The sequence below is a fragment of the Billgrantia montanilacus genome (assembly GCF_003336675.1).
Classification (GTDB): domain Bacteria; phylum Pseudomonadota; class Gammaproteobacteria; order Pseudomonadales; family Halomonadaceae; genus Halomonas; species Halomonas montanilacus.
Genome location: NZ_QPII01000008.1, coordinates 127,825 through 140,127, shown reverse-complemented (window position 1 = coordinate 140,127; position 12,303 = coordinate 127,825). Strand labels below are relative to the sequence as shown.

At 62.6% G+C, this 12,303-nt stretch carries 12 protein-coding genes; 4 read left to right on the top strand and 8 right to left on the bottom strand.

Going from position 1 to position 12,303, the window contains the following annotated elements; all coding sequences use genetic code 11:
* Positions 1 to 17 precede the first annotated feature (17 nt).
* Positions 18 to 1,547 carry a nitric oxide reductase transcriptional regulator NorR gene (gene norR / locus DU505_RS12510; RefSeq protein WP_114479381.1) on the bottom strand — a complete coding sequence of 510 codons (1,530 nt, stop codon included), beginning with the start codon at positions 1,545 to 1,547 and terminating at the stop codon, positions 18 to 20.
* A 168-nt stretch (positions 1,548 to 1,715) separates the two neighbouring features.
* Between norR and ytfE the strand changes: the two genes are divergently transcribed.
* Complete coding sequence (gene ytfE, locus DU505_RS12505; protein WP_114479322.1) at positions 1,716 to 2,372, top strand: iron-sulfur cluster repair protein YtfE; 657 nt, start codon at positions 1,716 to 1,718, stop codon at positions 2,370 to 2,372.
* Positions 2,373 to 2,437: 65 nt separating this feature from the next.
* Here ytfE and hemN read toward each other — a convergent pair whose 3' ends face one another.
* On the bottom strand, positions 2,438 to 3,823 hold the full coding sequence (gene hemN / locus DU505_RS12500) for an oxygen-independent coproporphyrinogen III oxidase (RefSeq protein WP_114479321.1): 1,386 nt from the start codon (positions 3,821 to 3,823) through the stop codon (positions 2,438 to 2,440).
* 112 nt (positions 3,824 to 3,935) lie between these two features.
* On the bottom strand, positions 3,936 to 5,135 hold the full coding sequence (locus tag DU505_RS12495) for an NnrS family protein (RefSeq protein ID WP_114479320.1): 1,200 nt from the start codon (positions 5,133 to 5,135) through the stop codon (positions 3,936 to 3,938).
* A 49-nt stretch (positions 5,136 to 5,184) separates the two neighbouring features.
* On the opposite strand from DU505_RS12495, the gene DU505_RS12490 reads away from it, so the two are divergent.
* The 3 genes from DU505_RS12490 (at position 5,185) to DU505_RS12480 (ending at position 6,565) form a co-directional block, all read left to right on the top strand.
* Entirely contained in the window at positions 5,185 to 5,601 is a 417-nt protein-coding gene (locus DU505_RS12490) for a YbaN family protein (protein ID WP_114479319.1), read from the top strand.
* 53 nt (positions 5,602 to 5,654) lie between these two features.
* Complete coding sequence (locus DU505_RS12485) at positions 5,655 to 6,101, top strand: Rrf2 family transcriptional regulator (RefSeq protein WP_114479318.1); 447 nt, start codon at positions 5,655 to 5,657, stop codon at positions 6,099 to 6,101.
* 152 nt (positions 6,102 to 6,253) lie between these two features.
* The gene (locus DU505_RS12480) at positions 6,254 to 6,565 is read left to right on the top strand and encodes a c-type cytochrome (protein ID WP_114479317.1); all 312 of its coding nucleotides are present in this window, start codon (positions 6,254 to 6,256) and stop codon (positions 6,563 to 6,565) included.
* Between the two features lie 78 nt (positions 6,566 to 6,643).
* On the opposite strand, the gene DU505_RS12475 is transcribed toward DU505_RS12480, so the two are convergent.
* From DU505_RS12475 to nosZ, 5 genes are all read right to left on the bottom strand, one after another.
* Positions 6,644 to 7,171, bottom strand: a complete 528-nt coding sequence (locus DU505_RS12475; protein ID WP_114479316.1) for a nitrous oxide reductase accessory protein NosL — start codon at positions 7,169 to 7,171, stop codon at positions 6,644 to 6,646.
* An 18-nt stretch (positions 7,172 to 7,189) separates the two neighbouring features.
* The gene (locus DU505_RS12470; RefSeq protein ID WP_114479315.1) at positions 7,190 to 8,020 is read right to left on the bottom strand and encodes an ABC transporter permease subunit; all 831 of its coding nucleotides are present in this window, start codon (positions 8,018 to 8,020) and stop codon (positions 7,190 to 7,192) included.
* Entirely contained in the window at positions 8,017 to 8,994 is a 978-nt protein-coding gene (locus tag DU505_RS12465; RefSeq protein WP_114479314.1) for an ABC transporter ATP-binding protein, read from the bottom strand. The genes DU505_RS12470 and DU505_RS12465 overlap by 4 nt, the downstream gene beginning before the upstream one ends.
* Complete coding sequence (locus DU505_RS12460; RefSeq protein ID WP_114479313.1) at positions 8,991 to 10,295, bottom strand: nitrous oxide reductase family maturation protein NosD; 1,305 nt, start codon at positions 10,293 to 10,295, stop codon at positions 8,991 to 8,993. Before DU505_RS12460 ends, DU505_RS12465 begins: the two co-directional genes overlap by 4 nt.
* Before the next feature lie 70 nt (positions 10,296 to 10,365).
* Complete coding sequence (nosZ, locus tag DU505_RS12455) at positions 10,366 to 12,291, bottom strand: TAT-dependent nitrous-oxide reductase (RefSeq protein ID WP_114479312.1); 1,926 nt, start codon at positions 12,289 to 12,291, stop codon at positions 10,366 to 10,368.
* Positions 12,292 to 12,303 lie beyond the last annotated feature (12 nt).

Here is a 12,303-nt window from a genome sequence, read left to right as displayed (position 1 = left end):
CTCTTGCATTGCGCTAACTATTTGATCCCTAAACGACGCGCAAGTTTGTGCAGATTACTGGGATCGACACCCAGTCGACGGGCAGCCGTAGCCCAGTTATGGTCGCTGTGCGAGAGCGCATGACGAATGGCGCGCCGCTGGGCAGCGGCGACCTGGGTTTTCAACGATTCGCCTGTCGCCGAGGCTTCCGGTTCGACCTGGGCCTGCAGCGGAACATCCGCGGCCGAACCACTGGCCAGGTCGAGCCACTCCGGCTCCAGGGTGATGATCTCGTCGCGCCGCGCTCCCTGACCCAACGCCTTGATCGCCGCCCGACTGATGACATGCTCGAGCTCCCGCACGTTGCCCGGCCAGGCATAGCCGCACAGCGCCCGCTCGGCCTCCGGCGAGAGGCGCAGGCTGCGCACTCCGAGGCGGGTGCGGTTGATCTCGAGAAAATGGCCGGCCAGCACGAGCACGTCCCCTTCGCGGTCGCGCAAAGGGGGAATGGCCACCGGGTAGACCGACAGCCGGTGGTAGAGGTCGGCACGAAAGTGTCCATCGCGAACCCCATCGGCCAGGTGCCGGTTGGTGGCAGCAAGGATGCGGACATCGACCTGTCGTGGCGTATCCTCCCCCAGCCGCTGCACCTCGCCATTCTGCAGTGCCCGTAGCAGCTTGGCCTGGATGCCCAGCGGCAGCTCGCCCACCTCGTCGAGAAACAGGGTGCCTTCATGGGCCGCCTCGAAGCGCCCCGCCCGATCGCTGACGGCACCGGAAAAGGCCCCCTTCACGTGTCCGAACAGCTCGCTCTCCGCCAGCGACTCGGGAAGTGCCGCGCAGTTGACCTGCACTAGCGGCTGTTGGCGTCGTGACGAGCGCTGGTGCAGGCGCCGGGCAAACAGCTCCTTGCCCACGCCGGTCTCGCCGCTGAGCAAAACCGGCAGGCTGGACTCGGCCACCACGTCGAGCTCCTGCAGCAGGCGCTGAAGCGCGGCACTGTGGCCGAGAATCTCCCCGCCGACGCTGGGCTCGACGGGAACCACCCCGCCGCCATGGTGTGCCATATGCAGGGCCCGCAGCTCCTGCTCCAGGCGCGTCACCCGCACCGCGCCCTCCACCAGCAATGCATAGCGGGCCAATGCCTGACGAGCCCTGGCATCGAAGGTGCCTGCGACCAGGGCATCCAGGGTCAGCACGCCCCAGGGCTGGCCTTCCACATGCAGGCTGATGCCCATGCAGTCGTGCACATGCAACGGTTCGCCGGGGCGCTGCTCCACCAGGCCGTCATAAGGGTCGGGCAGGGTGGAGTCGGGGGGGAAGCAGGTGGTGCTGCGACTGGCCAGTATGGTCGCCAGCCGCGGATGACGGGCCACCTCGAAGCGACGCCCAAGGGCCTCGCGTACGAGACCATCCACTGCCACGGGAGCCAGGATCCCCTGCTGTAAATGCAGCAGGCACACCGCGCCACAGCGAAACGCCTCGCGAAGGGTACGAACCAGACGCTGGAGCCGCACGGCGCTAGGGAGGTCGGCGGCCATATCGGCCAGCAGGCTATCATCCAGCATGGTCATTTTTACCGTAACAGGGTTATTTACACCTTATCCTTTCAGGGTCTTTTTTACCACTTAACGTACAGCCCCTTGTTACCAAAAGAATAATAGTCTGGCACAGGGTTTGCATGAACAGCACAGGTAAGCAAGACGAGACACCCCCACCCTGCTTGAGGATATGCCATGAGCCTGCTCGAACAACCCGTCGGTCGCCTCGCCCTGGACCTGCCCGGTGCCACCCGCGTCTTCCACCAGAACCGTATCGACTTCTGCTGTGGCGGCCGCCTGACCCTGCAAGACGCCGCCGAACGGGTCAACGCCAACATCACCGCCCTGGTCGAGGCACTGGAAGCCCTGCCTGCCGGAAACCCGGATCAGCGTGACTGGCAGTCGGCTAGTAACGACGAGCTGATCGATCACATCCTGACCCGCTATCACGATGTGCATCGCCAGCAGCTGCCGGAGCTGATCCGCATGGCGCGTCGCGTGGAGCAGGTACATGGCGAGCGCGAGTCCTGCCCCAATGGGCTGGCCGACCTGCTCTCGGTGATCTTCCAGGAGATGGAGAGTCACATGCAGAAGGAGGAGCAGATCCTGTTCCCGATGCTGCGCAACGGCATGGCCGCCCAGGCCCAGGGGCCGATCGCGGTGATGCGCCAGGAACACGACGACCACGGCGAGAATCTCGATGAGGTCATGGCGCTGACCGACAACATCACCCCGCCCAAGGGCGCCTGCACCACCTGGCGCGCGCTCTATACCGGCCTCAACGAGTTCCGCGAGGACCTGATGCAGCACATCCATCTGGAGAACAACCTGCTGTTCGAACGCACTGCCTGAACCGCTGCTGGCTCATAAAAACGGCGCCTCGCGGGGCGCCGTTTACGTGGATCCTCGCCTGAACGCTAGACCGTACGCGAGAATCGACCTTCATTGGGCTTGAGGTATGCATCGAAGGCCATGGCCACGTTGCGCATCATCAATCGCCCGGTCGGCAGCACGTCGATGGCGGACTCACCAATGGCGATCAGCCCGTCCTGCTGCATTTCGGTGAGCTCAGCCAGGGCATCGGCGAAGTAGTCGCGGAAGACGATGTCGTGCTTGGCCTCGATGTCGGCGAAGTCGATCCGGCCGTGGCACATCAGGGCATTGATCACATCGCGGCGCAGCCGATCATCGTCGTTGAGACGATAGCCGCGCATCACCGGCAGCCGGCCCGCCTCGAGGCGATGCTGGTACTGGGCGGTCTCCTTGACGTTCTGGCTGTAGCTGTCGCCCACCTTGCCGATGGAAGTGATACCCAGGCCGATCATGTCGCAGTCGGCATGGGTGGAGTAGCCCTGGAAGTTGCGCTGCAGGGTGCCGTTCTCCCTGGCCAGGGAGAGTTCGTCCTCGGGCAGGGCGAAGTGATCCATGCCGATATAGACGTAACCGGCCCCGGTCAGGCGGCGAATGGTCAGCTCCAGCAGCTCCATCTTGCGTTCGGGCGGCGGCATGTCCTCGGGGCGGATCAGCCGCTGGGCCTTGAACAGCTCCGGCAGGTGCGCATAGCTGTAGGCAGCGATGCGATCCGGGCGCAGCGCGATGATCTTGTCCAGCGTGATGTCGAAGCTCGCCACGGTCTGTAGCGGCAGGCCGTAGATCAGGTCGACGCTGATCGACTGGAAGCCGGCATCGCGGGCTGCCTGGACCAGCGCCACTACCTGCTCCTCGCTCTGCACGCGGTTGACGGCCTGCTGGACATCCGCGTCGAAGTCCTGCACGCCGAAGCTCAGGCGATTGAAGCCCAGGTCATGGAGCTCATGGATCTGTTCCGGGGTCACCGTGCGCGGGTCCACCTCCAGGGAGAACTCACGCTCTTCAACGGGGGCGAAGTGAAACGCCTCATCCAGCGACGTCATCAGCTGGCCCAGCTGGGCATTGCTCAGGTAGGTGGGGGTGCCGCCGCCAAGATGCAGCTGGGTCATGCGCCGCGACTCGTCGAACAGCGCCCCCTGCGTCTGGATCTCGTGCTTCAGCCAGGCCAGGTACTCCGCCGCCCGGTCGGTATTGTGGGTGATGATCTTGTTGCAGGCGCAGTAGTAGCAGAGGCTCTTGCAGAACGGGATATGCACGTAGACCGAGAGCGGCTTGGGGGAGGCGACCCGGTTGCTGCGCTGGGCAGCGGCCCGATAGTCATCCTCGGCGAAGGCCGCATGGAACTGGGGCGCCGTGGGATAAGAGGTATAGCGCGGCCCCGGGCGGTCGTACTTTTCCACCAGGGGGCGATTGAACAGCAGATCGTCTTGCATGATAGAAAACAGCCTCTTGATAAGGGGGCAAGGGCAAGCCATTGCCTATGCCGCCAGTATGACATCGGCGCTACACGTCGTCTTTGCATGCAGGCCCGACTCTTGTCCGTGATCAATTACGAGGGCGAGTTGGCACGGGCCGGCCAGCCGGCATTCGCGCCAGCCAGTAGCACAGCCGCCAGGCCACCAGCAGCCAGGCCAGGCTCCAGAGCAGCGCAGAGCACCAAAGGATCACCAGCCAGCCACTCCCGGCGTCGAGCGCCCACAGCCGCAGGATGGCGGCGGTGGCAAACAGTCCGGCCAGGGGGACCAGCGCCCATTCGGCCTCGGGGCGCTGCCTGGCGCGCAGTATCACGTGGCGCAGCATGATGGTGCTGGACAGGGTGCCCAGGGCACCGATGGTGAAGACATGCAGCGCCGAACTTGCGTGCTCCGGCATCCACCAGGTTCGCGCCAGCAGCAGCAGCCCGATACCGAGCCAGCTGTACCCCAGCATCAACACCAGCAGATCGGGGCGCTCGCGACACTGACCGGGCCCCCAGCGCAGCACCCGCCACAGCACCAGCAGCCCGGCCGCCAGTACCAGCCATGCCGCCAGCGGCCGCAGGGCGGCCCACAGCATCAGGAAGGGTGCCAGGCCGAGCAGGACGATCAGCGCCGACTCGACCTGCGGCTGCACCCCGACACCGGCCACGCGATATCGGCTCAGCAGGTAGCCGTTGACGGCCGGCGAGATGATCCTGCCCCCCATGAAGGTCATCAGCAATACCAGCCACAACACGCTCTGGTGCATCAGCGGTGCTGTGGTCGGCATGTCATCCAGGTAGCGCCAGGTCAACGTCACGACGGCCAGCAGGCAGATCAGCGCCAGCAGCGGGGAGAGCACCCGATTGCGCCACTTCTTGGCGGCAAGGAAGCGAGGTACCAGCAAGCCAGCCAGCCACAGGGCAAATAGGGCATCGGCCAGGGTCGCCAACATGCTGCCGGGCCACTCGAGGATACCCAGCCGTCCCACCAGCCACAGCCCTACCAGGCCCACCTGCTGACGTTGCGACAGCGGGCCGAGCAGATAGCCGGCGATGACCGCCAGGGCGAAGCCAAACAGCAGCTCGCGGGCGTGGGCCGCGGGCGAAGCCAGCTGCGACAAGATGTCCCACCCGTGGAAGAGGGCAAGCAGCGAAAGCGGCACCATCAGCGCCGCGTGCAGCGCAGCCAGCGGGAAAAGCCAGCGCCAGGCCGGTCTTCGGGGCGGCGCCGTCACCTTCTCTGCGCCGTTGGCCTCAGCGAATGGCTTTACATTGGACCTAAACATGCATATAAAATACTCTTTAAAACACTCACTGCCAATCCACGAGGCCGCCATGACCTCCATGCTCTCGCGATTCGCCTGGCGCACGCTGGCCTATGGCTGTATCGGCCTGGGGACCGCCGGCCTGGTAATGCCTCTCCTGCCCACCACGCCCTTCCTGCTGGTGGCTGCCTGGGCGGCACCCAAGGGATCGCCGCGCCTGGCACGCTGGCTGTGGCAGCACCCCCGCCTCGGCCCCACTCTGCATGCCTGGCAGGAGCAGCGTGCCGTACCGCGCCGCGCCAAGCGGCTGGCTGTGGTGCTGTTGCTGTTCAGCTGGCTGGTACTGTGGCTGGGTAGCGCGCCGCCCATGGTCCTGATGCTGACGGCGGTGATGTTCTTCTGTGTGGCGAGCTTCGTGCTGACGCGACCCGATGCCGCACCCTCCCACTACACCGGCTTACTGGACGCGAATACTAGGATAAGATGAATTTAATTCATTCAGCTTGACTCTTATCAAGCACCGAGCGAACGGGATCCCTCATGCACCTGACCCGCTATACCGATTACGCGCTGCGTGTCCTCATCTACCTTGCCGTAAAGGGTGAGGAGCGAGCCACCATTCATGAGATCGCCGAAAGCTTCGGCGTGTCGCGCAATCACCTGATGAAGGTCGTCCAGGATCTCAGCCACCGCGGCTACATCATCACCATCCGCGGCAAGAACGGGGGCATGCTGCTGAATCGTCCGCCCGAGACCATCATGCTGGGCGGGCTGATTCGCGATACCGAGCATGAGCTCGGGCTGGTGGAGTGCTTTCGCGATACGAACGAGTGCGTCATTACGCCGGCCTGTCGCCTCAAGCCGATCCTCAACGAGGCAATGGCAGCGTTCATGGCCGTGCTGGATGGCTACACCCTGGCCGACATGCTGGGCCGACGCCAGCCCCAGCTGGCCCGATTGATGCAGATTCCAGCGCAAGAGCAATAGCTTTGCCAATCCATTAATTTGGCATAGCCTAGTTGGCAACAGCATCGAAGCCGGTCAGGCGCGGGGCCAGGCCCATGTAGCGACTGGCTTCACTGTAAAACTGGTTTCACTGTAAATAAGTACCGACCGTGACCCGCAATACTGGAGAACTCATGAAGAAACTGACTGCTACCCTGCTGGCCGGCGCTGCCGCCCTTACCTTTGCTGCCACAGCCCAGGCCGAGCCCGACGGCGAAGCCATCTATAACCAGGCCTGCATGGCCTGCCATATGACAGGCGCCGCCGGCGCCCCGATCAAGGGCGATGAAGCCGCCTGGGCACCACGCCTGGAAAAGGGCATGGACACCCTCTATGCCCACTCCATCGATGGCTTTCAGGCCATGCCGCCGAAAGGCGGGCACATGAACCTGAGCGATGAAGAGGTCAAGGCCGCCGTGGACTTCATGCTCGAGCCGGTGCTGTAAGCGGCCCCTCTCGTTGGCGAAGTGACAGCGCCCCTGACAGCTTGGCTGCCAGGGGCGCTTCACTATGCCTTACCACCGCTACATGGAGCGCTGAATATGCGCCCGGGCCAAGGCGTTGATCACCTGTACATCCACTTCTTCATAGTCCAGCAGACGTCCGTCATGCTCATTGATGAATGCTCGAGCATCGGCCTCGTTGCCGAATGAGGCCAGGGTCGGCCCCATCCCACCCATCAGCGGTTGTTCCGTCACATAAAAGGCCACGTCCGCCTCGATATAGGCATCATCAGCTGGGCTGTCCCAGTCGGTAGCCCCCATGTCATGCACGAATGCCTGCTGCAACTGGGGGACCGAGTCCGGCTGCAGGAGCCAGACGAACATATCGGAGGTGGAGCAAAACTTGAGCACTCGACCATCGCGCAGACACGCCTGCGCCTTGGGACCCGGGTGCTCGGCGATATACATGCCACAGACGGCGCACTCGTCGCCCGACTCGATAGGAACTGGGCCGCAAGCGACGACCTCTGTTTCCTCACTGCCGCAACCGACCAGGCCGGCGAGCGATACACCGCCCAGCACGATAATGAATTTCCTACGCGTCAACATCGCTCGACTCCTCGGCGGTCAGGCCTCACGGCTGCGGAAAATCCACATGGCGAGCCCCAAGGGAAACACCACCCAGGCCAGCATCGCCCCGATCAGCATCGCCGGATGGAAGGCAGCCCCCGCGCCGATGGAGGCCAGGCCTGCCTGGGTGCGCGCCGCTTCGAAGAAAGTGAGATTCACGATTCGGAAGATATCCGTGGGGTTGAGCAACAGTAGGTAGTGGAACAGGCTCTCGCTGACTTCTCCGCCCGTTCCCACCAGCACTCCCAGCAGTGCCAGATCGTAAACGATGACGAACAGGAACCAGACCACCAGGGCGATGCCTGCCGCCCGGGACTTCTCGGCCACATTCACGCTGATCAGGTAAGCAAAACCGACGAAGGCCCAACCCAGCAGCATCGCCGACAGGATGAACAGTGCCAGTGCAGCCACCAGTTCACCCAGATTGTCCGCGCCGCCAAAGATGGCGATGATCACACCCGCCACGCCGAAGCCGACGAAGGTGGAAACGCCGAGAATGGCGGCATGGCCCAGAAACTTGCCGGCCAGGATCTCGACCCGGCTGATAGGGTAGGTCAACAGCAGCAGGAGCGTGCCCTGCTCATCCTCGCCGACGATGCTGTCATAGGCCAACATCAGGGCGATCAGGGGAATCAGGAACACCGCCAGGCTCGACAGGCTGACGATGGTGGTGGAAACCCGGGTGAAGCCCACCTGACCGGAGGCCGCCGCGCCAAAATAGGCCAGACCGATGGCCAGCAGGCCGAACACCAGGGTGATTGCCAGCACCCAGCGATTGCGCAGCCCGTCGCGGAACTCCTTGCCGGCCACAATCAAGAGATTGTTCATACGGTAACCCCCTCCGGGCCTGCATTGGCTGACATACTGACCTGTTCCGTTTTGCTCTCCTGGCGGATGGTGCCGTCGAAGTGCGCATAGAGCGACTCGAGTGTCGGCGGTTCCAGATCGATGTCCTCTACCTGGCCACCAGCCATTAGGCTACGCAGTACATCCACCTTTGCCCGGGTCGGCACCGCCAGCTCAAGACGCCCCATGCCAACCTGGCCGACGCGAACACCGTATGGCTGCAGCTGCATGGCCAGGGTTTCCGGTGCCTGAGCTGTGCGCAGGCGGATCACCAGCGGCAGGTTGGCAGTTTCGCGCAGTTCGTCGATGCTTCCCGAGGCCAGCAGCCGGCCTTGCCCGAGTATTGCCGCGCGGTCTATATGGCGCTCTACGCCCGGAAGCACATGCGAGCAAAGGATCACGCTGACACCTCGACCGCGCAACTCGTCGACCATGGCATAGAAATCACGTGTCGCCATGGGATCAAGCCCCACGGTCGGCTCATCAAGCAGCATCAGACGAGGCTCTCCGATCAGTGCCTGAGCCAGGCCGAGACGCTGGCGCATCCCCTTGGAGTAAGTCTTCACCCTGCGGTGCATGGCATGAGTCAGGCCGACCCGCTCCAGCAGCGTATCGACGACACCGTGGCCAACACGCTTGAGTCTGGCGAAGTAGCGCAGCACCTCGTGACCGCTGAGCTGTTCATAGAACTGGACGTTTTCGGGCAGATAGCCCAGCCGCAGCCGCAGATCGTTGGCTTCGGCGCCGCTGGGGTCATGGCCGAACACGCGAAGCTCGCCATCGCTGGGCCGAATCAGACCGAGGATAAGCTTCATCGATGTGGACTTGCCGGCACCGTTGTGCCCCATGAGGCCCAACACTTCGCCTTCACCCAGCCTCAGGCTGACGTCGTTGATGGCGGTCAGCTTGCCGAATCGCTTGCTGACGCCCGCCATTTCGATTACGCATTGAGTCATTGAAGGGCCTCCGCCATCCAGTCCGGTAGCGTCATTAGGGGGTGGCTGTCTCTCACGCCGGGTGGACGCAGGATCGGAAACTCGCGCTGTACCCAGCGCAATACCTGTACCGCCGGGCTGTTCATCAGAATCTTGGCCATCGGGTAGGTCCAGATCAGCCGGTCCACCGAATCGTTGGGCTCATAGGGAATATCACCGATGCCGTCGCCGCTGAGATCCCAGCCCAGGTAGTCGCTCCAGTAGTTGCCACGCCCCGCGTGGGACCACTCCTGCTCGCGGAGAGCCACGTACTTGACCTGGCTCTCGTTGCCGACGAAGGCGTTGCCATGAAATTCATTGTCTTCGGAGCCGGCGGTCATGTGGATGCCAACTTCGGTGCGGGCGAAAAGGTTGTCGCGGATCTCGTTGAACAGCGAATTGTAGACGAATAGCGCCTTGCCCTCCGCGCCACTGATCGCATGGCCATCGGGCGCTGCCGTGACACCGCCGCGTTGCGCTTCGATGGAAATATTTTCGGCGATGACCGAATCGACGATAAAATTGAGCAGAAAACCATAATTCTGGTCGCGGATGGAACGGTTACCCACCACCTCCAGCTGGCGTGACTGCATCAAGGCATAACCGAGCCGGTTGTTACGTGTCTCGTTGTCGCGTATCACATTGTTGTGCGAAAACATGTAGTGCACGCCATAGCGCTGATCGCGCAGCAAATTGCCGATCAAGCGATTATCATTGCTGACATCGATATAGATACCGTCCCGGGCGTTCCAGACCTCGTTACCAAGTATCTCGGCGCCAGAGACGTTGAAGAGTTGGAGCCCATTGCCGCGATCCTGGGATCGGAGGGTGACATCACCGCTGATACGGTTGCCTTCCACCCGCAGATCGGAAGCCCCATCCAACCAGATACCGAAGCCACGTGCCTCGATACGGTTGTTCTCGATAATGGCTCCAGTGGCAGAGTCGGCTACGAAAATACCGCTGTCCACGTCGGTCAGGTTGGCGCCATCATTACGGACATGTAGCCCATGTATGCGGGCACCCGGCGCAAAGACAGAAAGCACGGTGCCTTGGCCTTGCCCGTCCAGGATAGCCCCTGGCTCACCAGCCAGTTCGATCGGTACCTCAACACGAAAGTTTCCTTCATAAACGCCAGGTGAGAGGCGCACCGTATCGCCGGATCGTGCCTCATCCAACACTTGCTGCAGGGGCCTCTCATCCGGCACGACGACCCGCTCGGCGGCCAGACTCAGCGCCGGAAACACCATCAGGAGCAGCAGGAAAAGCCATGTCGAACGCATGTGACTCTCGCGTTGGAAACAATAAAGAGGGAGGACGGGGTCGGCAGCAGCGCCGACCCCCGGAGTGGGCTTATGCCGGCTCGACGAGCAGGCGACCGACCATCTCCATGTGCAGCGCGTGGCAGAACCAGTTGCAGTAGTACCAGAACACCCCCGGCTTGTCTGCCGTGAAGGTGATCGAGGCGGTCTGCTGCGGGCTGATCTCCATGGTCACACCGTGATCCACCACGCAGAAGCCGTGGGTGAGGTCCTCGACGCGATCCAGGTTGGTAATGGTGACCGTCACCTCGTCGCCCACCTTGACGGGAATTTCGGTGATACCGAAGTTCGGCGCCACCGAGGTCATGTAGACCCGCACCTTGTTGCCGTCGCGGATGATCTCGTTATCGGACTCCAGTGTAATGCCATCCTCGCGAGCCATGGCTACGGTGTCGGCGAAATAGGGATCATCGCGCTCCCAGATCTGCTTTGTGGTGATCTGGTCACGCCGAATGATCACGGCATCGTGCGGCTCGGCGAAGGTGGGGGTGTCGTGGAGCAGCACCATCTCCTCACCGGAGATATCGATCATCTGATCGTTCTCGGGGTGCAGCGGACCCACCGGCAGGAAGCGATCCTTGGAGAACTTATTCAAGGAGAACAGATACTTGCCATCGGCATCCTTGGACTCGGAGAGGGTCGCATGGTTGTGACCCGGCTGGTAGTGCACGTCCAGCTTCTGACGGATGTACTCGACATCCTCGCCGTTGTAGTTGCGAACGGCATCTTCCATATTCCACTTCACCACCTGGCTGTCGATGAACACCGTGGTGTAGGCGTTACCGCGGCCATCGAAGGTGGTGTGAAGCGGCCCCAGGCCGATTTCCGGCTCGGCGGCCACGACATCGCGCTCGTCTTCCAGGTTGCCTTCGAACAGATCGTCGAGCCTTGAAATCTCGATCATGGTCACGGTGGGCGACAGCTTGCCGGCGGCGATGAAATACTTGCCGTCGGTGGAAGTATTGAGGCCGTGTGGGTTCTTCGGCACCGGCACGTAGCGGGTGACGTTGAGATCAGAACTCTTGCGGCCATCAACGACGGGCACGTCGGAGTCACCGATAGTGGTGTAGTTGCCGTCGGCCACCGCCTGCTCGATACGCTCGATGCTGAACACGGTTACCCAATCGCGATCGGCGCGCATCTTGCCGGCCAAGTCCACCGCGCCCTCGGAGTTGTAGCAGGTCGCAGCGCAGTACTTACCGGCATAGTCGGCATCCATGTTGTCCAGGTTACCGTCGACGATGACCTGCCACTTCACCTCCATGGTGTCGGCGTCGATGGCGTTCCACATGGTGTAGTACTTCGACGGATCGTTGATGTCCCGGCCGTCGTTGGGCTGGGGAATCATGTACTCGCCGTTGGCAAAGACGTAGCCGGTGCGCGGCGCCTTCTGCAGTCGCAAGCCGTGGATGGCTTGAACGTTGGGCACGGTCACCATGGCGTCGGTCTTGAAGACGTCCAGCCGAATCCGCGCCACGCGGGTGTTGGCCTTGTCGTTGATGAACAGATAGCGGCCATCGTGGCTGCCATCGGTATAGCTGATATGCGGGTGGTGGGCATCGCCATTGGTGAAGCGATGGCTATCGCCCATGATCCGCTTGGATTCATTGGTCATGCCCCAGCCGGAAGCCGAGCAGTGATTGAAGACCGGGATCCGCATGATTTCACGCATGGAGGGAACGCCATAGACGCGCACCTCGCCGCTGTGACCGCCGCTCCAGAAGCCGTAGTATTCGTCAAGTTCACCCGGCGCCACATGGGTGCTCAATCCATTGCCATTGCTGGCGGCCTTCGCCGGCTGGCTGCGGGTCAGGGCACCGACGCCTGCTACCCCCGTGACACCCGCCATACCTGCCGCGCCGACCATGGCGCTACCCGCCAGGAAGCGGCGACGCCCCTGGTTGACCGGAACAACGCCGGACCCGGTGGGCTTGTCGTCCTGATGGTTGTCGCTCATGACACTACCTCC

Excerpts from the sequence above, each read along its gene's own strand:
- norR (WP_114479381.1), bottom strand. The coding sequence starts at position 1,547 with ATGCTGGATGATAGCCTGCTGGCCGATATGGCCGCCGACCTCCCTAGC.
- ytfE (WP_114479322.1), top strand. The coding sequence starts at position 1,716 with ATGAGCCTGCTCGAACAACCCGTCGGTCGCCTCGCCCTGGACCTGCCC.
- hemN (WP_114479321.1), bottom strand. The coding sequence starts at position 3,823 with ATGCAAGACGATCTGCTGTTCAATCGCCCCCTGGTGGAAAAGTACGAC.
- DU505_RS12495 (WP_114479320.1), bottom strand. The coding sequence starts at position 5,135 with ATGTTTAGGTCCAATGTAAAGCCATTCGCTGAGGCCAACGGCGCAGAG.
- DU505_RS12490 (WP_114479319.1), top strand. The coding sequence starts at position 5,185 with ATGACCTCCATGCTCTCGCGATTCGCCTGGCGCACGCTGGCCTATGGC.
- DU505_RS12485 (WP_114479318.1), top strand. The coding sequence starts at position 5,655 with ATGCACCTGACCCGCTATACCGATTACGCGCTGCGTGTCCTCATCTAC.
- DU505_RS12480 (WP_114479317.1), top strand. The coding sequence starts at position 6,254 with ATGAAGAAACTGACTGCTACCCTGCTGGCCGGCGCTGCCGCCCTTACC.
- DU505_RS12475 (WP_114479316.1), bottom strand. The coding sequence starts at position 7,171 with ATGTTGACGCGTAGGAAATTCATTATCGTGCTGGGCGGTGTATCGCTC.
- DU505_RS12470 (WP_114479315.1), bottom strand. The coding sequence starts at position 8,020 with ATGAACAATCTCTTGATTGTGGCCGGCAAGGAGTTCCGCGACGGGCTG.
- DU505_RS12465 (WP_114479314.1), bottom strand. The coding sequence starts at position 8,994 with ATGACTCAATGCGTAATCGAAATGGCGGGCGTCAGCAAGCGATTCGGC.
- DU505_RS12460 (WP_114479313.1), bottom strand. The coding sequence starts at position 10,295 with ATGCGTTCGACATGGCTTTTCCTGCTGCTCCTGATGGTGTTTCCGGCG.
- nosZ (WP_114479312.1), bottom strand. The coding sequence starts at position 12,291 with ATGAGCGACAACCATCAGGACGACAAGCCCACCGGGTCCGGCGTTGTT.